The organism is Bacillus cereus group sp. BfR-BA-01350, assembly GCF_022663775.1.
GTDB lineage: Bacteria > Bacillota > Bacilli > Bacillales > Bacillaceae_G > Bacillus_A > Bacillus_A paranthracis.
On sequence record NZ_JAKUGD010000002.1, the window covers coordinates 327,267 to 349,265 of the forward strand.

Here is a 21,999-nt window from a genome sequence, read left to right on the forward strand (position 1 = left end):
TGATACAATTGATTTTTGTTTAAAAGCAATGGAGGATAATGTATGAAAGTATTAATCGCAGATGATGAACAAGATATGCTAAGGATTTTAAAAGCTTATTTTGAGAAAGAAGGCTTCGAAGTTTTCTTAGCGAAAGATGGAGAAGAAGCACTTCAAATATTTTATGATGAAAAAATTGATTTAGCTATTTTAGATTGGATGATGCCGAAACATAGCGGTATTACTGTTTGTAAGGAAATAAAGAAAAACTCAAGCGTAAAAGTATTAATGCTTACGGCGAAAAGTGAAAGCGAAGATGAATTAGCAGCTCTTCAAAGCGGGGCAGATGAGTACGTAAAAAAACCATTTCATCCAGGTGTACTCATTACTCGAGCGAAAAAGCTAATACAGCACGATGATGTCATTCAAGTTCAAGATTTGAAAATTGATTTTACGAAAAATAAAGTTTATAAAAATGACAAAGAATTAGATATTACAAAAACAGAGCTAGAATTAATAAAATGTTTTTTAAATCATAAAGGGATGATTTTAAATCGTAAAAAATTGTTAGATATCGTATGGGGATTTGACTATTTTGGAGAAGAGCGAACTGTTGATACACATGTAAGGAGATTACGAAAAAAAGTTGGAGAAAATATTATAAAGACGCACCGCGGGCTAGGATATAGTTTGGAGGAACAGAGTGAATAAACTTGGAAAAAAGCTATTTCTTAGTATATCTTTAACCGTTATTCTTATATTTACGATCTCTTTATTATTAATTAACTATCTTTTACCGAAATATAATATTTACAAAACACGAGAAAGCTTAGAAGGTATTACAGCGCAAATTCAGTCCATACCGAGAGAACAATTGGATGAAGCAATTACGAGCATTGAAAATGAGGGGAATGTTACGATTGCGTATACATCCATAAAAGACTCAGAAGATCATATTAATGATGAGTTACGTGTGCAACTTACAAAAAAAAGAGTTGCCCTTAATAAAATTTGGATTACAAAAGAAGAAATAATGAAAGTAAAGAAATTCGGACATTCGAATAAAATATATGATCAAGAGAAAATCAAATCTAGTTTTTTTGTGAAATACATGGCGAAGGATGATATGTTGATTTTAGTAGGAGTTTCTATCGCACATTCAAATGAAATAATAAAAACGTTAAACTCATTTTATTTATTCATTTTAGTTATTACGATTTTTCTCATTATCGTACTTGTATGGATATTGTCAAAAACAATTACGACACCGCTGAAAGAATTAAGTGATGTCGCAGAAGATATTTCACGTTTACAGTTTAAAAAGACAAAAGTGAAAACGAATGATGAAATAGGAGACTTAGCTACTAGTATTAATATCATGAGTGAAAAACTACAGGGAGCGCATCAAGATTTAACAGATCGTAATGAACATTTAAAACGATTTATGGGTGATGTGACCCATGAATTGAAAACTCCAATCGCGTTAGTGAAAGCATATTCTATGGGAATAAAAGATGGTCTAGATGATGGTACATACATAGATACAATCATTAAACAATCGGATCACATATCAAACTTAATTGAAGAGTTATTACGATTTTCTAAACTAGAAAGAGATCTGTTACAAAAAGAAGAATTCTCTATTAAATCACTAGTCCAAAGTATATTAGATAAGCATAAGATTGAACTGGAGTCGAAAGAAATTAATTTGCAAGTGAACTATAATGTTGGCGATGCAATTGTTTATGCAGATGTAAATAAAATGAGAATGGTGTTCCAAAATTTAATTTCTAATGCGATAAAATATACATCAAATCAAAATATAAAAATTACATTAGAAGATCGAAATGAGAGTGTATATTTTCAAATTCAAAATGGTATGAATGCTGAACATATGAAAGATATCGATAAAATTTGGGAACCTTTTTACGTCTTAGAATCTTCTCGTAGTAAAGATCGTTCAGGTACAGGACTAGGCTTAGCGATCGTGAAAAGTATTTTAGAAAGACATGGTTTTGACTATGGAGTATTTACTATAGGGGGAGAAATACGATTTTATATTCATATGAAGAATGACTAATTCAATACTAGTAGAGCATCGTCTATTAATAGGCGATGTTTTTTATTGATATATGTAAGTAGTAATTCAAAATATATAACCTTGAAAGCCCGTTGGAAGAGTGTTCTACAAATTTCTCAAGTTGTTGTATAAAATATAAACTGAATTTTCCGTAATTTTATTGTATAGTAAAAAGAGAAATATATGGGGAGGGAAGGGTATGGGGAAAAAGAAAATAGCAACATTATCAGCAATATTATCTTTATCAATTACATCAGGAGTTTCTAGTATGACTGCGTATGCAGACAATAAAGAAACAAACTACATAAATGAGAATGACGTGAAGTTAAATAAAAGTGTTTCAGAGGCGTTACAATCAAACACGAAAATTGAATTAGAAAATGGGATGACAAAACCGATTTATTCGCTTGATGAAGCGATTATTGAAAATTTATTTGTAGAAACGGAAGTAGATAGTGATCGAGATGGAAAAAAGGATCGTGTATCGGTAAAAGTTATGCGTCCAAAAACTGATTCGAATGTGAAAGTTCCTGTTATATATGAAATGAGTCCATATCGAGCTGGTTTAAAAGATGTTCCTGTATATAACGTAGATGAAGAATTGTATGCGTATGAAGGGAAACCGTATGGAGCTGTTAATCTTGGTTCGTATGGAAATTATTATGTACCAAGAGGCTATGCAGTCATTTTAGGTGAAAGTATTGGAACTGGGAAATCAGATGGATGTCCGACGACTGGGGATGAGCAAGAAATATTAGGGACGAAATCTGTTATTGATTGGGTAAATGGACGTGCGAAAGCATATACAGAAAATGGTGAGGAAGTTAAAGCCGATTGGTCAACGGGAAATGTAGGTATGACAGGAGTTTCGTATAATGGTACGTTACCAAATGCTGTTGCAACGACAGGCGTTGAAGGGCTAAAAACAATTATACCAATCGCAGCGATTAGTAGTTGGTATGATTATTATCGTGCAAACGGTGCAGTGATTGCGCCAGGTGGATACCAAGGAGAAGATACAGATAATATGGCCGAAGCAGTATTAACAAGGGAAAACCCTGAAGTTTGCGGACAAGTAATAAAAGAGCTAACAGCCGGACAGGACCGGAAAACTGGTAATTATAATGATTTTTGGGATAAACGAAATTATGTAAAAGATGCCAAAAACGTAAAAGCGAGTGTGTTTGTTGTTCATGGTTTAAATGATTGGAATGTAAAGACGAAGCAGTTCGCGCAATGGTGGGAAGCGCTTGGAGAGAATGATGTTCCTCGTAAAATGTGGTTACATCAAGGTGGACACGGTGGAACATCAACGAATGACTGGCAAAGAACACAAAATAAATGGTTCGATTATTGGTTATACGGAATTGAAAATGGAATTATGAATGAACCAATGGTCGATGTACAACGTGAAAATAAAACTTGGGATAAAATAAAAAATTGGCCGGATCCATCAGCTGTGCCATCAAAAGTGCGAATGTATTTAAGTAATAAAGCCGTTAATTTACCATTAAGTATGGGTTCTGTAAATAAAGTTTTTTCATTCGCAGATGATGCAAAAATAAAATCAAACCAATTAGTTGCAAACCCAGAATTAGAAGTAGCCAATCGATTAGTGTATACAATGCCTGTACTGCAAAAAGATACGCGTATAAGTGGTACACCAAAGATTTCAATTACGGGAAATATTGATCGATCTGTATCAAATTTAACCGCTTTACTTGTTGATTATGGAGGAGCGAAGCCGGAAATCGTAACGAGAGGCTGGATGGATCCACAAAACGTAAAGAGTATAGAAAATTCAACGGCGATTCAACCGGGCAAAGATTATACATTTACATGGGATATGCAGCCAGATGATTATGTATTTAAAGCTGGGCATCAAATAGGGGTCGTTTTAATAGCTAGTGACTATGATTATACAATTAGACCGAAAGCGGGCACGAAGCTTACAGTAAAATTAAGTGAAGTGACATTGCCAATTGTGAAATAAATAGTATGAAGAGCTTACCGTATAGTAAGCTCTTTATATTTTGAAAGGGGGGAGTTTATTATGAATTTTTATTGGTAGATACAAAAATACTTACAACAAATAAGAAAATTGCATTCATGATCAATAGGCCACTAAATATAAGGGCCGCAAAACCTCCAGCGAAGCCATCGCCTACTTTTTCGCCAATTATGTGTAAAGTGGCGAAGAAAACAATGGGGGCAGCAAGAATGAAAATACCACTAGATATTTTCCGTATTTGCCTATATTTCTTCGCTATAAAGAAAATTAGAGCATTACAAGCAATAAGAAGTAAAAGAAATATAATGAATGAATTCATCATATCCTCCTTTTGGTGAAGAGTTTGAATTTTCATTATTTACATTGGCATTTCAAAGGAAATATTATACAATATGATTATATTCTATGGAAAGCGAGTGATATAGTATGACAGTCAGCTCTTTCGAATTTTCATTAAAAGTAAAGGTACAGGAAGATTAATTGAATGAAAATCTTCCGTACGTAAAAACGGAGGAGAAAATAAATGTTTAGTTTTTATAGTTCACTTTGCACGGAACTTTATGATTACACAAAGCCTGTCGGTTATTCTTTAAATGGTGATATTGAGTATTACGAAGAACGTTTGAAAAATTGTAGAGGTAGAATTCTCGAAGCAGCAGTAGGGTCAGGTCGTGTCATCATCCCGCTTCTTGAGGCTGGTTTTACAGTAGATGGGATTGACTATTCACCTGAGATGCTAGAATCGTGCCGTATAAGATGCAAAGAGAGAGGCTTACTCCCTAATTTATATGAAGGAAGCTTACAAAAATTTTCACTTCCGCATAAATATGAGGCAATTATCATTCCTACTGGTTCTTTTTGCTTAATTGAAAATCGAGAGGATTCTATAAATGCATTGAAATGTTTTTATGAACACCTTAATCCAGGCGGACGATTAATCGTAGATATTATGCTTCCGTATGACTGGAAGACGGGGGAGATTCATACATCGACTTTTTCTTTGCCAAATGGAGACGGAATTACATTAGAAAATAAATCAATTGAAATAGATTGGCTGAATCAAACTACTCTATCATATTTAAAATATGAAAAATGGAGTAAAGGGCAGTTAGTACAAACGGAATTGCAACGCTTTGCGGTGCGTTGGTATGGAATAGAAGAGTTTAAACTTCTTTTAGAAAGTATTGGTTTCTCTAATATTACTTGCTCTGCTGACTATGTTTTTGAAAAAAAACCGTCAAAGGCAAATCAAATGTTTACTTTTGAAGCAGTGCGAAAAGAAAAATAAAGAAGTATGTAAGAAAACAAGGCAATCGATACAATATCGATTGTCTTGTTTTAATTGTATATTACGTACATGTTATTACGTTTTCATTGTCCAAGCATCCTTCTACTAACTACATATACTATTTATATTAAAGACAGTCACTATTTTAAATAGAACTGTAATGTTTCTATAAATGATATTTTAGAGAGGTAGGGGATAAATTTGGCAAACGAAGAACAAGATAGAATTGAAAATCAAGTGTATTCAAATCGTGTATTAAGATCAGAATTTGATGCGAATTGGGAAACTTGTATATCAAAAAGTGGTTATGTAATTTATGTAGCAACAAGTAATAATGCTGAAGTAATAGTACTTCTTGCAGATGGTTCAAGTAAATTATTAATTTTCGAACAGGGCGGTAAAGTAGTAGTAGGCGGTGGTGGAACAAGTCATTACAGTAAGCCGCACATCGCAAGAAATATTTAAGGTAGAACAAAATGCCGGAAAATGGTTAACTCATTTTAGTAGAACTTGATGTACTACAAATACTTTTGAATGATCAGAGAAGTTTGTAGGGAATTGTACGGATCAATATTTGAAATATAATGTATGGTTTGAAGAATTCTATAAGCAATAAAAAAGCATTTCCTATTTCGGGAAATGCTTTTTCTATGTTATAGTATAATAGTGTTTTAAAACAATGTTATTTTAATATATTTCAAATTTTGTTATGTATTATTTTTATATTAAATTAGTTGCGTAAGTATTTTTTTATATAAGGAGTAATAATTAGAGAAATGAAAAATATAGACTTTATACTAGAAAGTGATGAGGCATTAAAACCGTCTGAACGATTAGTACTATTATTATTAGAGAAGCATAGAATGTTATATACGAACGATCTATTGGCATTATCTAATTTATCATATAAAACATTAACAGATTCATTAACGTCGCTTGTATTAAAATCATATGTGTTAAAGGAAACAGGTAAGGGAAGAAGACAGAATTGTTATAGATTGGTATGATAAGACTGCTGATTTTAGAGATTTTATATTCATATTTATCGAATGTAAGGAGAAAGTGCATTTTTATTTTCAAATGAAAAAATGTAATAAACTTAAATGTTTTTAATTTCATTTTTGTTAATGATAATTTAATTATTTTAAAAATAGAAAAATAAAATAAACTGCATAAAACAGAAATAAAAAAACAACCCGTTTTTAAAACGGATTGTTTTTTTATTGGAATAATATTATAAGATGAATGGAAAACTGGAATAATTATTTTACTTCACTTGTATACTTTTCAGCCGCTGTAATTAAATCATAGTCTTCACTATTTAAAGGTATTACGTGTAACATAATTTCTCCTCCATACTAAACATGATTAGCATTATTTTAGCAGAAAATTTTAATATTTAAAATAAAAGATAGATGTTTAAATAGATAATATTATTATGTAAACTATAATTAAAAAAGGAATATATAATAATCAACAGAACATATAGAAGAGTGTGATGATGAGAAAACAGCCTATGATATAGCCTTAGAAAAAGGTCATGCTCACCTTTTACATTATTTGCAACAGGGAGTGAACGTGTGATGAATAAATGGAGTGTAGGGATATTTTTATTTAATGAGGTGGAAGTGTTAGATTTTGCAGGGCCATTTGAAGTTTTTTCTATCACTAAAGTACATGAAGAGAAACCATTTACTGTTTATACAGTTAGCCAAAATGGAGAAATGATTACAGCAAGGAACGGATTAAAGGTACAGCCTGATTATAGTATTGAAGATTTACCACCAGTTGATATATTAATCATTCCAGGTGGTAAAGGCGCACGGGAAAATGAAGTGAAAAATGATATTATAATAAATTGGGTTCGTCAGCAAATGAAAGAAGTAAAGCTAATGACTTCAGTTTGTACCGGAGCGTTATTACTCGCGAAAGCTGGTTTACTGGAAGGGTTAAAAGCAACAACACATTGGGCTAGTATTCAAACTTTCAAAAAAGATTTTCCAAATGTAGAAGTAATGGAGAATGTGAAATTTGTAGATGAAGGGCACATCATTACATCGGCAGGTATTTCAGCTGGTATTAACATGTCATTTCATATTGTGAAAAATTTGTTAGGTGTGGAGGTTGCTGAGGATACGGCAAAAAGTATGGAATATGATATTGATTTACAAAATTAAAAAAGCCCAAATTGGGCTTTTTTCTTATTTTAAGTGTATATAGGTATGATCTATGCTCTAAACTTAAGCTCTTAAATAGTCATTCTGGTTTTATCAAATATACGACAATGCATCTCTTTTCTCCTTGTAACCATGTTAAAACAAGGAGAACTTTGTATGTAAAAAAACTCTTCTACAATAGTAGAAAAAGAATAACAGAAACTACTATTTTATGCCAGCATACATAAAAAAATGCAATGTAAATATGGAAATGTCGTCGAATGCTATCTTTAATTGGTTAATTAGTGAGATATTTTTGTGAAGGAGCTTATTTTATAAGAATAGAATTAAAGTTAATAAGAAATCATGCCGATGGTAGTGAAAATATATGTGTTAGGGGGATTTCATAATGAGGAAACTCAAGCGAATAAATGTTCCTAATATACAAGAACAACTATCACAGTCTAATGAGAATCAAGCAATTAATAAGAAAAAACTAAGGCGATTTATATTCATGTTTATATTTATTGCGGCGGCTACTTTGTACGTTCAATTTATTTTAACGAAACAACAAGAAATAATTGTAGAAAAAAAAGATACAATAACGAATCAAAAAAAACAATTGGTTTCTTTAAAGAAAGATGAGGCTTCTTTAAAGACTAACATAGAAAATTTAACAGATGATGAGGAAGAAATTTTGAAGTTTGCGAGAAAAGAATATCAATTCTCTAAATCAAATGAAACTATATTTGTGTTGCCGAAGTAGTGTAATAGAACAGTTAGCGATAGCTAGCTGTTTTTTCATGTAGGAATGGCATGGTACAAGAAACAATTACATATTGTAAAAATGAAGAGCTTGAGCTGTTTTTATACTTATGGAATATATACGAAAATAAATGTTGTTAAAATTCTGTCAATTGTATTATAATACAAGGTAAGCGGATACACTTTTTAATCAATGTTGAGTTTATAACTCATACGCCTATTAAGAAAACCGTTATCCCGTATTAGAAAGGAAGAGAGCTGTGTACGCTTCAAATACAATTTATGTCGTAGGGGATGCGAAAGCACCTCAAAATAATCCCATTACCGAAAAGTTTAAAAGCTATTTTGTAGCGTTTGTACTTGTTAAGGAGACTGGGGAAATTGTAGATGCAGATTGCTCAGCGACAATTGCATTAACATCTCAATTTGTTAAATATTTATTTCTACATAAAAATATTAATGACCCAGCGTTAGTAATGGAAATAAAAGATCGTTATTTCGGTTCGTCTCAAAAAGCACTACTTGTAGCATTAAAAGATGCACAAAAAAAATATAATCAAATCGCTGCTTTGTCTACCCATTCATAGACAAAATCCAGCCGTAAGAATCTTCTTATGGCTGGATTTTTTTATTTCACATGTACCTTCTACATGAAAAGTAAGCACAAGCGGAGATCTTTTGATCCAAAAAAGTTAAGAATTAAGGATCCATTTTGCTAGACAAAGAAAGGATGAACAAAATGAAAATTACCGATGTAAAAGTAAATCGTAGACGTGTTAATCTTCATACACCGTTTAAAACAGCTCTTCGTACCGTAACCGAAATAGAAAGTATAGATGTATATATTCATACAGATGAAGGAATTATCGGTAAGGGAGCTGCAGCTGCAACACCGATTATTACGGGAGATTTCGCTAACGGGATTGAAGAAGCAATTTTAGGGCCGATGCGTTCATGTTTAATCGGTCAAGATATCATTCAATTTCAGCAGTTACTACAGCACATTCAAGTGAGTTGCATTGGAAATCCAAGTGCGAAAGCAGCGGTAGATATCGCATTATATGATGTGTATTGTCAATATCATAACGTTCCACTTTACGCATTATTAGGCGGGAAGAAAGAAATTCATACAGATATTACGGTGAGTGTAGATGAGCCTTTCACTATGGCGAAAGAGGCAAAGCAACATGTAGAAAAAGGATTTCAAACTTTAAAAATTAAAGTAGGGAAATCTGCACACTTAGACTTAGAACGTATTGAAGCGATTCGAAATAGCATACCAAAAAATACGACGTTACGATTAGATGCAAATCAAGGGTGGAATCCAAAAGAGGCAGTTTCTATCATTAAAGAGATGGAAAATCGCAATTTAAATATTGAATTTATTGAACAACCTGTTCATGCGAAAGATTGGGATGGATTAAAGTACGTCAAAGATCATGTACAAACACCTATTATGGCAGATGAAAGCATATTTTCAGCGAGTGATGCATTAAAAATTGTGCAAGGAAGATATGCAGACTTAATCAATATTAAATTAATGAAATGTGGTGGCATTCGCGAAGCGTGGCGTATTGCCGATATCGCAGAAGCAGCTGGTGTGAAATGTATGGTAGGAAGCATGATGGAATCTTCTCTTTCTGTTAGCGCTGTTGCACATTTAGCTGCTGCACATCCTAATATTCATTACTTCGATCTTGATGCACCGCTTTGGTTAATGGAAGAACCGGAAGGAATGACTTATTCTGGATCAAAGGTAAACCTTCAATGGACAGTGAATAGTAAATCTTAGGAGAAGAGACTAGTAAATTATCTTTTAAGGGGGATATGTATGAAAAAAGTAGGAACTGCATTTTTAACAACTTTATTTATATTTTCATCGTTTACATCAGCAAATGCTGAAGAAAAGAAAGATAGTAAGGCTTTTATCGATGTATCTGCTGCAACACTTTGGACCACGCCTGATTCATTACGGCCAATTGATGCACCAAGTGCTACAAATCCAGTTGATTTGTGGAAGTGGACGAAATCGATGACGCTTGATGAGAAACTTTGGTTAACAAGTGCAAATAAATTAGAAACGCAAGCGTTATTAGGCCAAGAAGTAACAGTTGTAGATAAAAAAGGGGATTGGGTGAAAGTGTTAGTCCATGGTCAGCCAACACCTCGAAATGAAGAAGGCTACCCAGGATGGATGCCTGAAAAACAGTTAACATATAATCAAGAATTTGCAGATAAAACAAATAAACCTTTCGTATTAGTAACAAAACCGACAGCCATTTTATATATAAATCCTTCTGAAAAACATAAATCGCTTGAAGTGAGCTATAATACGCGACTGCCGCTACTTAGTGAAGATACGATTTCATACCGCGTGTTGCTACCAAATGGGCAGAAAGCTTGGCTACGAAAAAATGATGGAACGGTTTACCGTTCTCAAAATGATATTCCAACCCCGACGGCCGATGATTTAATAAACACAGGGAAAATGTTTTTAGGATTACCGTACATTTGGGCTGGTACAAGTGGCTTCGGATTTGATTGCTCTGGATTTACACATACGATTTATAAATCGCACGGTATTACCATTCCGCGAGATTCTGGTCCGCAATCGAGAAATGGAGTTGCAGTGGATAAAGCAAATTTACAAAAAGGAGATCTAATCTTCTTTGCACATGATCAAGGGAAAGGTAGTGTTCATCACGTTGCTATGTATATTGGTGACGGAAATATGATTCACTCACCAAGAGCTGAAAGATCAGTAGAGATTATACCGCTAAATACACCAGGATATATAGAAGAATATGCTGGTGCCCGTCGTTACTTACCTTAAAAAATAGAGGGGGTTTTCAAATGAAAAAAGTTGTTCGTTACTCATTAGTTAGTACTCTATTCGTTTCTTCAATTTTAGTTGGCTGCGCAAAAGAAAAAACAACGACAAAGCCAAAAGATGAGAAGAAAGTATTACAGTTACTAGAAACGGGTGAAATTCCGTCATTAAATTCAGGGAAAGTAACTGATGCAGTATCATTTAACGTTTTAAATAACGTAATGGAAGGATTATTCCGCTTATCGAAAAATGATGAAGTAATTGAAGCTGGCGCACAAAAATATGAAGTGAGCAAAGATGGAAAAACGTATACATTCCACTTGCGTGATGCGAAATGGTCTAACGGAGATCCAGTAACAGCACAAGATTACGTATATGCTTGGAAGCAGCTTATTAATCCGGATACTGCTTCTCAATATGCATACATTGCGTACGATGTGAAAAATGCGGAGAAAATAAATAAGAAACAGCTAGGATTAGAGGAATTAGGGGTAAAAGCGAAGGATGATAAAACGTTCGTTGTAGAGTTAGAACATCCTGTACCGTATTTTACGAAACTACTTATTTTACCGTCCTTCTATCCAATTAACGAGAAATATGCGAAAGAGCAAGGTGATAAATATGGATTAGAAGCAAATAAAGCGGTATATAATGGGCCATTTACATTATCTGCTTGGAAGCATGAAGCTAGTTTTACGATGAAGAAAAACGATAAGTATTGGGATAAAAAAGAAGTGAAGCTAGATGAAGTAAACTATCAAATTGTTAAAGAAATTTCAACTGCGGTAAATTTATATGAAACAGATAAAGTTGATAGAGCTGTCATTTCTACAGAATTCGTAGATAAATATAAAAATAATAAAGAGCTAAAACAATATACAGATCCAGTTATGTACTTCTTCCGATTTAATGAAAATGTGCCGATTCTTAAAAATAAAAATGCACGTCTTGCACTAAGTACAGTGTTTGATAAGAAAGGACTTGCGACTTCATTTTTAAATGATGGTTCGGTTGCTGCAAACTATTACGTGCCAAAAGGATTTTTAAAAGGTCCAGATAAGAAAGATTTTAGAAGTACGGCAGGTGAGTTTAATAAAACGGATGTAAAACAGGCGAAAGAATATTGGGAAAAGGCGAAGCAAGAAACAGGTACAAATGAAGTAACGCTTGAGTTATTAAACTATGATTTAGAAAACTTCAAAAAAGTAGGAGAATATATTAAAGAGCAGCTTGAGAAAAACTTACCTGGCTTAAAGGTAAATGTGAAATTACAACCACATACGCAAAAATTAGCGCTAGAGAAGAAGAAAGAATATGAAATGTCGTTATCACGCTGGTTACCAGATTATCCAGATCCAATGACTTACTTAGAAGTATTCCTTTCTGGAAGCAGTGTGAACAATACTGAATATGCGAATCCAGAATATGATGCGTTAATTAAGAAGATTAAAACAGAATTAGGTAATGATGAAAAAGCTCGTTGGAAAGCATTGCAAGATGCTGAAAAAATGTTGCTGGATGATGCGGTAATTGCTCCGGTATTCCAGCGCGGATTATCGTACTTACAAAAGCCATATGTGAAAGATTTATACGTACATCAATTTGGACCAGCAACAAGCTTAAAGTGGGCAGATGTACAAAAATAAAGGATGAGAAAACAGACTCCACGTTTGTGGTAGTCTGTTTTTTAGTTAAAGTCGGGTAAATAGTACATGGTATAATTTACTAGTCTGTATAAAATTTTGGAGGGGAATGAAGTTTTATGTTTGAAGAAAAGAAAGTAATACATACAAAAAGGTTATTCATGAGAAAGCCCATTATAGAAGATGTTGATCAATTTTATAACATAGTAAAAGAAGAGGCTGTTGGCAAATGGCTTGCTAAATCAAAGGGAATGTCAAAGGAAGAAGCAAAGGACTATATTATGCAACTAATATCACATTGGGAACAGTATGGTTTCGGGGTATGGTTATTAGTTAATAGAAATACAGGAGAGCTTTTAGGACATTGTGGTTTAAGAAAAATAGATGAAACAGGTGAAATAGAAATTATGTATTTACTTGATCCGGAATATTGGGGAAATGGCTATGCATCAGAAGCAGCAAAGGCTTCCATTCAATATGCAAAAGAGATGATGAATGTAAAAAGAATAATTGCTAGAGTAAAAGTAGCAAATGAGAACTCGAAAAAACTTTTACGAAATCTAGGGTTTATATATACTCATGAAGTTGATTATAGCGGGCGCTTATTATCATATTTTGAACTCAATACATCATCCGAAGAATTCTAGACATTTCATATGTTTTTTCATTGTTAAAAAATAAAATTATTACTAAAATTTCAGTGTGAAATGTATGTAGAATCTTGTATAATTAACGTGTTTCTATGGAAACATTTTCTTGCGCTATATATAGGTCTTAATAGAACAAGGAAAGAAATACATACATGTATATAATAGATAAATAGAATGGAACATGTATAGAGAAAAAGGAGAGAAATGATGACGTGTCAAAGACAAGGGTTACAATTTAATTGCGATAGGAAGAGGAATAAAAAATGAAAATGAAGCATGCCTTTGGTCCGATAATTTTAGCGTGTGTGCTTTTTTTCATTATCATACTCATCCCATCGAAAAGTTTAGTATCACTTATTAGTGATAAGAAGGTAGAAGATGCGGCAACTTCTTTACAAAAAGAAAAATTACAAAGTGTATTCTTGCAACAGAAAATGTTAGAGAATTCGCAGTATTTACCGATGTACGGTTCATCTGAATTTTTACGAATGGATGCATATCATCCGTCTAATTATTTCAAAGTAAATCCCGCTGGTTTTACGCCATATTTAATCGGAATTGGCGGTACACAAAGTTTAGCTCATATATTAAATATGACATCTACAATGGATGAGTTAGAAGGTAAAAAAGTAGTCTTTGTTTTATCACCACAATGGTTTACAAAGACTGGTGTATCGCAGGGGGATTTTACGAACAATTTCTCTAAACAACAAGCATATCATTTTATTTTTAATGATAAAATAAATGTAGAAATGAAGAAGCAAATTGCGAAACGACTTTTAGATTATAAAGTTGTTCAAGAAGATGATATATTAAAAAATTCCTTAGAAGGTATTGTATTTAATGATACGAAACATAACGTAAAAGCGGGCTTAGTTAAACCACTTGCTTATATGCATCGAAATATTTTAGATCATAGAGATTTATTTAACTCCATATTTAAGATTGAGCCGATGAAAGAAAAAACAAATGTGGGACTACGTTCAATTTCTTGGGTAGATGCACGTAAACATGCGGAAGAAGAAGGGAAAGCGGAATCTACTACAAACACATTCGGAATTGAAAATCCATATTACTATAAACATAATTTGAAGAAAAAGTTAAAAGGTTTAAAAAACTTTAGAGCAAATGAATCGTATGAAGAATCACCAGAATATGATGACTTACAAATTGTTTTAAATATTTTTAAAGAGAAAAATGTCAAGCCGCTCTTTATTTCTGTACCTGTAAACGGACCATGGTATGATTACGCTGGTTTCCCTAAAGAGCGCCGTGAAGTGTATTATAAAAAAGTTAGGGAACAAGTTGAGAAAGCTGGGTATCCAGTAGTCGATTTCTCTGGCCATGAATATGATAAGTATTTCTTAAAAGATACAATTCATTTAGGTTGGAAAGGCTGGATTTACTTTGATGAAGCAGTGCAAAACTTTTATACTGAGAAATAAGTGTGGAGAAAAAGGAACGGCTATAAGCTGTTCCTTTTTTTAGTATAGAGGATTTTGATGTGGGCAATTCGGAAAGGCATGTATATCTTTAATTTGTCTAAAATCATAATGCTTCATTGCGAACTGCGCTTGATAAAGGTATTCATACACATATAATTGACCATCATGTGCTGAACATAATACACCAGAGGTTCCTTGCCCATTAATGAAGGAAATACCGATAGGGCGTCCGATTAAGTATTGTATTTTTTGTTGCCAATGCATAGGGGAATCACTCCTTTTTGAGATAATATACGAAATGAATGAGTGAATTGTAGCTTATCCACATAAGTATGAAGGCTTTTTATACAATTTCTAGAAGATATTCATATGAATGAATTATAAGTGCGAGAAAGGAATGAATAATGAAGAAAGAGAATGTTTTGGAAGAAAAATTATATTTAATAGAATGGTGTCAAACATTACAGCGAGTACCTGATGATATATGGTTTCAGGCATTAAGAGAAGGTTCATGGGCAATTGCGGATGTAATTTCACATTTTATCGTTTGGGACGTGTTTTTAATAAAGGATAGAATTCCATACTTTATAAGTGGACAATCTGTACCAAATGTTCCAATAGATGTTGAGGAAATGAATAAGGGAGCAATTAAATATGCGAGATCTGGTATTTCAAAAGAAGGACTATTAAATCAATTCAGTGTTACTCGTAAACAGTTAGTGGATGAAATTGAGCGAATTCCCACCAAATATTTTTATAATGTCTACCAATTTGGCACTAAAAAAGTGAAATTAAATCATTACTTTTCATCACTCATTCAACATGACTTAAAGCACAAAGAAGAAATAATACAATTTCTAATACAAAATCAAGCCTATAATAAAAACCGCTAACATTCGTAATGAATGTATAGCGGTTTTTATTATATATTTTTACGCAAGATTTTTACGTTTTTTTGTCCATTTTTTTATAACGAAGTATAAAACAATAAGTATGACGCCACCAATTGCGAATGATTTCACATATGGTCCAGCGATATCATTAATATTCTCCCAATTTTCACCTAGTTTTTCACCTAAGTAAATGAAAATGATAGACCAAGGGATGATTGCGAGTGCTGTTAACGTAGTGAAACGTAGGAATGACATTTTTGTAATACCAGCAGGAATTGAAATCGCATGACGCACTACTGGAATGAAGCGTGCTGTAAAAATGACGCCAGTTCCGTAACGATTAAACCAATCTTCTGCAGCATCTATTTGTTTTTTATGTATGAAAATATATTTTCCGTAACGTTCTAAAATAGGGCGTCCGCCGTATCGTCCAATCCAATAAATAAAGATTTGAGCAATAACACCACCAATTGTACCAAACACAACTGCACCTAAAAATGAGATACTACCATTGAATACTAAGTATCCCGCATAAGCAAGGACAATCTCACTTGGAATAATTTCAATCATAAGTCCAAGCATAATGCCCCAATAACCTAACCCTTCAAAAAATGTTAATACTGAGTGAATAAAACTACTTACCATTGTTGCACCTTCTAGTTTATGTATTTTTGAATAGGTGAACCTTATAGTTAATAATATAAAAGATTCACTATGTGTAGATTATACCTTATTTGTATAGAGGATTGCTATTTCAATTCTTTTATGTCCTTTATAAGTATTATAGTAAAATATATAAGTTCAATTTTCATGAAGAGATAATGAAAAGATTATTAAAAATTTCTCATAAAAAAATAGGAGCATTTCTGCTCCTATTTTTTACGGCTTCACATCTAAATTCTGTAAAAATAAAGTTGCTGTTACGTAACGTTTCGCTAACATTTGTACATAAGCGGTATGCACAGAGAGTGTGGCGATAATAATGGCGTTACGAATTGCTTCGCGTTGTTCATTATTAATTTGATCGAACTTGCTTGCAATTTTATCAGCTCTTTCTTTTACGATGTTTTCAATTGTATGGATTGTATCTGTTGCATTTAATTGTAAGCAATTCCCTTGATTGAGTTCTTCAAATAGAGAAGAGTATGCTCCATATAAATGAACAGGATTGATTAAGTCATCACTTCGATCGGCTGGGTCATTTACGATAAGGCGTAATAGCTTACGAATGGATTCGAAATCAAGTGCTGTTTTTAAATCTTCAACAATGAATAGTAAGGCTGCTTGTTCAATTGAATATTTTTTTCCTTTTTGAGGAGAGCCAATCATTTCTTTTATATCTCGTTTCACCCAGTTCTGCATGGCTGTTACTGAGAAACTTGTATTTTCAATTTGATTGCCAAGCGCAACTATTTCATTTAATGAAAAACCAACGTCCGTATCTTCAATCTTAATTAGTTTTTCGAAAATAGGTGAAAGTGCGGTAGTAATAAAAGCAGTAACGCTTTGTCCGCTTTCAATATCTTTTTTATGTGACTTTGCCCAAGCTTCTTGTAAAATACCGAGAGGCTTTTTCGTATTCCAACCTCTTAGTGATAGAAGAAGGGTAGCCATTTCGTTTCGTGTGAGATGAAATGTTTCCATCTTTTCACCTCCATAAATAATAAAAAGTTCTTATGAACCTATAATATGTTTTGTTTCATTTAAAGTCAATTCTGTTTTGCTTAATTTTTCCTTATGTCATAAAACTGTCGGAAGTAAATAATACTTGCATATTTCGACAAAAGTTCATATAATAAGTTCATAAGAACCTTAAAATGTTCTTAAAAATAAATCTATCATTCTGAATTTACTAGAGAGATAGATTTCACATATATCTATATAAAAGGAGAATGGATATAATATGTTGAAAAAACTTGTAGCAGTCATGACAGCATTCATGGTAATCTTTGGTGCTAGTAGCTTTATGTTCGTAGATCATGCGGCAGCGAAAAGTTACAAATCTGGTAAAAAATCATTTTCACCAAGTTCAGGCCAAAAATCAAAAGTTGATTTAAACAAAAAAGATTCAAATGTAAATTCTCAAAAAACGACTCCAGATTCAAAAACGAAAGCAACAAACACAGCACCAAAAAGTAATAAAGGAAGCTTTATGAAAGGTTTATTACTAGGTGGTCTTGGTGGTTTACTAATGGGTAGCTTATTTGCAAATATGGGAGCTCTTGGTTCTGTATTAGCATTTATGGTAAATATGTTAGTAATGGCTGGTATCGTAATGTTAGCAGTTCGTGCATTTAAATACTTCAAAGATCAACGTAAGAAAAAGGAAGATGAAGTAGCATGGAAACGATAAAAATTTCTGAACAAGAACTGATTAATGCACTTTGCGTATATATCGCTGAAAAAAGACAAGTTGGTCCAGAAGAAGTTTTAGTTGAACTCATGTACGACGATGACTACGGTTTCTCTGCTGAAGTAGAGGTAAATGGTCGCCAACAAATTTTAATTCAAGCGAACTTAATCGAAGCACTACGCTTATTGCTTGACAGAGAATATAATGTCAATTCATTTGCGGCAAGATTACAACTTGAATTAGATGATGAAGAAGGCATTTACGCATTAGCGAAATTTAATAACTCAGATGAGTAGGAAAAAGAGCTGCTGAGAGTAATCTCAGCAGCTCTTTTTAGTATGGGCATATGCAAGGGAATAATCCTGCCAAATTTCATTCATCTTCCGTCTACCGACATCAACACCTTGGTTAAATTGAATAGCAGCTTGTTGACGTACCGCATGTACATGTTGGATCGCTTGTTGTAAGTGTTGTTCAACCGAATGAGATTTTTTATTTGCTTGTTTTACAATTGAATATCCGGCAACAGTTCCTTGTGCCATTGCAATTTTCCCGCTTTCAATGCCAGTTATATTGCCGGCTACAAATAAACCAGAAAGAGGGGTTTCCATTGTTTCAGAATGGAGAGGAACATGACCGCCTAATTCCGGAATGTAACGGAAAGGGCAGCCAGCTACAGCAGCTAGTTCAGCAAGAGGATATAAGCCGCCGGCAATACAAACGAAGTCTGCCTCATATATTTGTTCCGATCCAGTTACGATATTTCCTTTCGTATCAATATTAGCAATGCGTACACCTTCAACTTGATCTGTTCCGATAATTTCAAGCGCTGCTTTTCGAAGGTGAAGAGGTGTACCGTTTATTTTCATTCCGCTGTTTGGATAGAAGGTTAATCCAGCTTGTTTAGCCCAATTATATTTCATCAATTTACTACCTATACGTAATAAAGGTGACGGGGCAAGGTGTGCAGCATGTAATAGAGAATTTAAAACTTCTTCCGGTTCTCCAGCCTGTTGACTTAATTCACTTTTTTCAGGAAGGACGATATGTTCAACTTTGATGCCTGCTAATTGTAATTCATTCAAAATAGCGAATGACAAAATGTTAGCACCAATAATGATTCCTTTTTCCCCAACTTGAACGCGATGAACATTTGTCATTACTTGGGCTGCCCCGATTGACATGACTCCTGGAAGTGTCCAACCGGGAAGGGGAATGGAGTACTCAGCAGCGCCAGTAGCAAGTAAAACGAACGGTGCTTCTAACGTACCGATATTCGTATGTACGAACCAACAACTTTCATCTTTATCTAAATTATAGACGGAAATACCGCATCGAATATGAACTGAAAGTGATTTTGCTTCATCGTGAAGTCGCTTCGATTCTTCTATTCCGTTCCACCATTCTCCAGAAGGCTCTTGATGTAATTGTCCTAACAATCTCCCGCCAGGCTTCATAAATTCATCAATAACAAGTACATTCAGTCCAAATCGAGCGCAAGAGATAGAGGCTGATAAACCCGCTGGTCCAGCTCCGATAATTATGACATCATTCATCGCTTTTTCACCATCTCTCTAACGATATTTGGATGCTGTTTACCACTATCAACAACCATACCGTTTTCTACAACAGTTAAGCATGATCGTACGTTTGCTTGATTGTTTACAGTGACACGGCATTCAGAACAATGTCCGATATTACAGTAAATACCTCGCGGTGTCCCGTTATCTTCGTGCACTCTTAATGTTCTTATTCCGTTTGCAAGTAAAGCGGCCGCAATCGTTTCATGTTCATATGCTTCATATTGTTGACCGTTAAATTGAAAAGTAATGCGATTACTATTATGTAAACTTCCTAAAATAGGGTGATGTGTAATTCTACTCATTTACTTTCACCTACCGATCCAAAAGTAACTGCTCGTACCGGTGGTTGATATTTCAATGGAATATCATTTGTAGTTACGCCTGGATTTGCATGTTCAATCATTCGATCTATCATCATTCTACATGTGCGGCCACCGCAAAATCCCATGCCAGCACGTGTTCTTAGTTTTAATTCTCTTGCCGAGCATTTATAATCAGCAATTGTCGATTGAAGTTGACCGTATGTAACTTCTTCACATCGACAAACAATTAAGTGGTCTTTATTCGTCATATGTATTCCTCCTCTAGTTCGGTTTGCACAAATTATATAATGCAAAAACTATGCCAATATAGAGGAGGGAAGGTTTATTGTAATCCAAGTTTTTTTAAACGGTTATATAAAGTAGCCCTCGTAACACCAAGCTGTTTCGCACATTCTAATTTATTCCCATTCAAAATGCGTAAAGCCCTCTCAATGACTTTTTTCTCATGTTCCTCCATCTCTTCTTGTAAAGAGAGGATTGTATTATTGTTGCTGAGTAATAGGGAATGAGTCGAATGTTCGTCTAACGTTTCAGTTGTATGGAATGGTAAATATTCTTGTTTTATAATACCGTCAGTCGCAAATACGACAAGTCTTTCAATAACGTTACGGAGCTCGCGAATATTACCTGGCCAATTGTAATGAAGCAGTTCATGCATAATGCTTGAAGGTAAGTCGCGAATGGGTCTGTTATAGTTTATTGAAAAATCGTTTAGGAAAGAATAGGTTAATTCAATAATATCTTCGCGTCTTTCGCGCAGCGGTGGAATATGCAAACTAACTACATTTAGGCGATAGTATAAATCTTCTCGGAACGTGCCTTTTCTCATTTCTTCTTGTAAATCACGATTGGTAGCAGCGATAATACGGAAGTCAATATGAATCTCTTTTTCTCCACCAACTCGGTAATATTTTCGTTCTTGTAGTACGCGCAAAAGTTTCACTTGCATATCGAGCGGCATTTCTCCTATTTCATCAAGAAATAATGTGCCGCCTTGGGCGAGCTCTATTTTACCTTTCTTACCTTTACTATTTGCACCAGAAAACGCCCCGCGCTCATACCCGAATAATTCGCTTTCAAATAACGCCTCTGGAATGGCACCACAGTTAATCGAAATAAAAGGTGCCTTCGCTGCCTCACTAGCTTCATGAATTGCTTTCGCAAATACTTCTTTTCCAACACCACTTTCACCGAGTATTAAAACAGTTGATTTCACCGAACAAACTTTTCTAGCTAATTGTATTGTTCTTTGTATAACAGGACTCTTTCCATTCATCGCAAGAAAAGGATCTGATTCATCTTTATACTTTGCTACTTCTTGTTCTAAACGGTGCATTTCATGTGACATATTGAATAGTTTTTCATTTAATGCGACTTGATTTGTAACGTCAGTTTCTGAAACGACTGCTCCTATAATTTCACCGTTACAATAAACTGGATTTGAGTTAATTAATACGAATAAATCTGGACGAGGTTGATGGAACTGAGCGATTATACTTTTTCCGTCATGTAATGATTGCAAAATTTCCAAATCTTTATAGTCAAAAAAACGAGTGATAGGTTGCCCAATAATTTCATTATGCTTGACTGAAAAGATCTTCTCGGCGCCATCTGTCCAGGTGCAAACGCGTTCTTTATCATCGATGACTGTAACGGAAGAATCCGTTGTTTGTATTACGGTGTTATAAAAAGAATGGAGTTCATTGTATGACTTAACAAGAAACGGGATGATTTGCTGAGCTGTTATACAGCATATAGGCTCTTTATTTTCGTTCATTATGATAACGACTATTTCATTGGAAAACGCGTCAATTAAAGCGGTGAATGATTCATCTTCATATATTACTGCGCAGTTATATTTTTCTGTAGTAGAAGGGCGGTAATAATACTTTCCGTTAATTTGCTCAATATGTTGCAAGCAGTATGTATGATCAATGGATAAAATTTTTAGAAATTCTTTTATTGAGGGAAATGAGAATGCCATATTGTCCTCCTATTAT

At 33.9% G+C, this 21,999-nt stretch carries 25 protein-coding genes and 1 pseudogene; 18 read left to right on the forward strand and 8 right to left on the reverse strand.

The features are described 5' to 3' along the window. The first annotated feature begins 42 nt into the window (after positions 1-42). The 3 genes from MR147_RS05790 to MR147_RS05800 all read left to right on the forward strand — a co-directional run bounded on the left by MR147_RS05790 (position 43) and on the right by MR147_RS05800 (position 4,052). Positions 43-690 carry a response regulator transcription factor gene (locus tag MR147_RS05790; protein ID WP_242303778.1) on the forward strand — a complete coding sequence of 216 codons (648 nt, stop codon included), beginning with the start codon at positions 43-45 and terminating at the stop codon, positions 688-690. After that, the gene (locus MR147_RS05795; protein ID WP_074608569.1) at positions 683-2,059 is read left to right on the forward strand and encodes a sensor histidine kinase; all 1,377 of its coding nucleotides are present in this window, start codon (positions 683-685) and stop codon (positions 2,057-2,059) included. Before MR147_RS05790 ends, MR147_RS05795 begins: the two co-directional genes overlap by 8 nt. Before the next feature lie 199 nt (positions 2,060-2,258). Next, entirely contained in the window at positions 2,259-4,052 is a 1,794-nt protein-coding gene (locus MR147_RS05800) for a Xaa-Pro dipeptidyl-peptidase (RefSeq protein WP_242303779.1), read from the forward strand. A 58-nt stretch (positions 4,053-4,110) separates the two neighbouring features. Here MR147_RS05800 and MR147_RS05805 read toward each other — a convergent pair whose 3' ends face one another. Next, complete coding sequence (locus MR147_RS05805) at positions 4,111-4,389, reverse strand: hypothetical protein (protein ID WP_242303780.1); 279 nt, start codon at positions 4,387-4,389, stop codon at positions 4,111-4,113. Between the two features lie 204 nt (positions 4,390-4,593). On the opposite strand from MR147_RS05805, the gene MR147_RS05810 reads away from it, so the two are divergent. The 12 genes and pseudogenes from MR147_RS05810 to dltD all read left to right on the forward strand — a co-directional run bounded on the left by MR147_RS05810 (position 4,594) and on the right by dltD (position 14,847). Next, entirely contained in the window at positions 4,594-5,358 is a 765-nt protein-coding gene (locus MR147_RS05810; protein WP_242303781.1) for a class I SAM-dependent methyltransferase, read from the forward strand. A gap of 201 nt (positions 5,359-5,559) precedes the next feature. Further along, on the forward strand, positions 5,560-5,823 hold the full coding sequence (locus MR147_RS05815; RefSeq protein WP_001262612.1) for a hypothetical protein: 264 nt from the start codon (positions 5,560-5,562) through the stop codon (positions 5,821-5,823). 311 nt (positions 5,824-6,134) lie between these two features. Then, positions 6,135-6,365, forward strand: coding sequence for a hypothetical protein (locus MR147_RS05820; RefSeq protein ID WP_000789033.1), 231 nt, complete (start codon positions 6,135-6,137; stop codon positions 6,363-6,365). 490 nt (positions 6,366-6,855) lie between these two features. Continuing rightward, positions 6,856-6,942 (forward strand): annotated as a pseudogene (locus MR147_RS05825) (ankyrin repeat domain-containing protein); the annotation flags it as partial. Then, entirely contained in the window at positions 6,939-7,535 is a 597-nt protein-coding gene (locus MR147_RS05830) for a DJ-1/PfpI family protein (protein WP_074608574.1), read from the forward strand. The pseudogene MR147_RS05825 and the gene MR147_RS05830, both read left to right, overlap by 4 nt. 388 nt (positions 7,536-7,923) lie before the next feature. Next, positions 7,924-8,280, forward strand: coding sequence for an FtsB family cell division protein (locus MR147_RS05835; protein WP_001228716.1), 357 nt, complete (start codon positions 7,924-7,926; stop codon positions 8,278-8,280). 259 nt (positions 8,281-8,539) lie between these two features. Further along, a complete protein-coding gene (locus MR147_RS05840; RefSeq protein WP_000271324.1) occupies positions 8,540-8,866 on the forward strand; it encodes a DUF3870 domain-containing protein in 327 nt (108 codons plus the stop codon). A 143-nt stretch (positions 8,867-9,009) separates the two neighbouring features. Beyond that, complete coding sequence (locus tag MR147_RS05845; RefSeq protein ID WP_139302814.1) at positions 9,010-10,071, forward strand: dipeptide epimerase; 1,062 nt, start codon at positions 9,010-9,012, stop codon at positions 10,069-10,071. Positions 10,072-10,110: 39 nt separating this feature from the next. Beyond that, positions 10,111-11,112 (forward strand): C40 family peptidase, encoded by a 1,002-nt coding sequence (locus MR147_RS05850; RefSeq protein ID WP_074608578.1) that lies wholly within the window; start codon positions 10,111-10,113, stop codon positions 11,110-11,112. 20 nt (positions 11,113-11,132) lie between these two features. Beyond that, positions 11,133-12,755 (forward strand): peptide ABC transporter substrate-binding protein, encoded by a 1,623-nt coding sequence (locus MR147_RS05855; protein ID WP_242303782.1) that lies wholly within the window; start codon positions 11,133-11,135, stop codon positions 12,753-12,755. A gap of 116 nt (positions 12,756-12,871) precedes the next feature. Next, the gene (locus MR147_RS05860; protein WP_242303783.1) at positions 12,872-13,399 is read left to right on the forward strand and encodes a GNAT family N-acetyltransferase; all 528 of its coding nucleotides are present in this window, start codon (positions 12,872-12,874) and stop codon (positions 13,397-13,399) included. Between the two features lie 266 nt (positions 13,400-13,665). Next, entirely contained in the window at positions 13,666-14,847 is a 1,182-nt protein-coding gene (gene dltD / locus MR147_RS05865; RefSeq protein WP_000782319.1) for a D-alanyl-lipoteichoic acid biosynthesis protein DltD, read from the forward strand. A 39-nt stretch (positions 14,848-14,886) separates the two neighbouring features. On the opposite strand, the gene MR147_RS05870 is transcribed toward dltD, so the two are convergent. Then, positions 14,887-15,111, reverse strand: a complete 225-nt coding sequence (locus tag MR147_RS05870; RefSeq protein WP_074608582.1) for a hypothetical protein — start codon at positions 15,109-15,111, stop codon at positions 14,887-14,889. A 140-nt stretch (positions 15,112-15,251) separates the two neighbouring features. Here MR147_RS05870 and MR147_RS05875 point away from each other — a divergent pair, with 140 nt between their 5' ends. After that, a complete protein-coding gene (locus MR147_RS05875) occupies positions 15,252-15,740 on the forward strand; it encodes a DinB family protein (protein WP_001982153.1) in 489 nt (162 codons plus the stop codon). A 39-nt stretch (positions 15,741-15,779) separates the two neighbouring features. Here the strand turns inward: MR147_RS05875 and uptA are convergent, their stop codons facing one another. Together uptA and MR147_RS05885 are read right to left on the reverse strand one after the other, a co-directional pair. Further along, entirely contained in the window at positions 15,780-16,385 is a 606-nt protein-coding gene (gene uptA, locus MR147_RS05880; protein WP_000254816.1) for an undecaprenyl phosphate transporter UptA, read from the reverse strand. Positions 16,386-16,619: 234 nt separating this feature from the next. After that, positions 16,620-17,384, reverse strand: coding sequence for a DUF1836 domain-containing protein (locus tag MR147_RS05885; RefSeq protein ID WP_016087514.1), 765 nt, complete (start codon positions 17,382-17,384; stop codon positions 16,620-16,622). 259 nt (positions 17,385-17,643) lie between these two features. Between MR147_RS05885 and MR147_RS05890 the strand changes: the two genes are divergently transcribed. Both MR147_RS05890 and MR147_RS05895 read left to right on the forward strand, forming a co-directional pair. Next, a complete protein-coding gene (locus MR147_RS05890) occupies positions 17,644-18,093 on the forward strand; it encodes a hypothetical protein (RefSeq protein ID WP_000914472.1) in 450 nt (149 codons plus the stop codon). Next, positions 18,081-18,389 carry a YxcD family protein gene (locus tag MR147_RS05895; RefSeq protein ID WP_000447759.1) on the forward strand — a complete coding sequence of 103 codons (309 nt, stop codon included), beginning with the start codon at positions 18,081-18,083 and terminating at the stop codon, positions 18,387-18,389. The genes MR147_RS05890 and MR147_RS05895 overlap by 13 nt, the downstream gene beginning before the upstream one ends. Positions 18,390-18,413: 24 nt before the next feature. Here MR147_RS05895 and MR147_RS05900 read toward each other — a convergent pair whose 3' ends face one another. From MR147_RS05900 to MR147_RS05915, 4 genes are all read right to left on the reverse strand, one after another. Continuing rightward, positions 18,414-19,649, reverse strand: coding sequence for an NAD(P)/FAD-dependent oxidoreductase (locus MR147_RS05900; protein ID WP_074608587.1), 1,236 nt, complete (start codon positions 19,647-19,649; stop codon positions 18,414-18,416). After that, positions 19,646-19,978 carry a (2Fe-2S)-binding protein gene (locus tag MR147_RS05905; RefSeq protein WP_074608588.1) on the reverse strand — a complete coding sequence of 111 codons (333 nt, stop codon included), beginning with the start codon at positions 19,976-19,978 and terminating at the stop codon, positions 19,646-19,648. The genes MR147_RS05900 and MR147_RS05905 overlap by 4 nt, the downstream gene beginning before the upstream one ends. After that, complete coding sequence (locus tag MR147_RS05910; protein WP_000182232.1) at positions 19,975-20,247, reverse strand: (2Fe-2S)-binding protein; 273 nt, start codon at positions 20,245-20,247, stop codon at positions 19,975-19,977. Before MR147_RS05910 ends, MR147_RS05905 begins: the two co-directional genes overlap by 4 nt. A gap of 74 nt (positions 20,248-20,321) precedes the next feature. Continuing rightward, the gene (locus MR147_RS05915; protein ID WP_242303784.1) at positions 20,322-21,983 is read right to left on the reverse strand and encodes a sigma-54 interaction domain-containing protein; all 1,662 of its coding nucleotides are present in this window, start codon (positions 21,981-21,983) and stop codon (positions 20,322-20,324) included. Between the last annotated feature and the right edge of the window lie 16 nt (positions 21,984-21,999).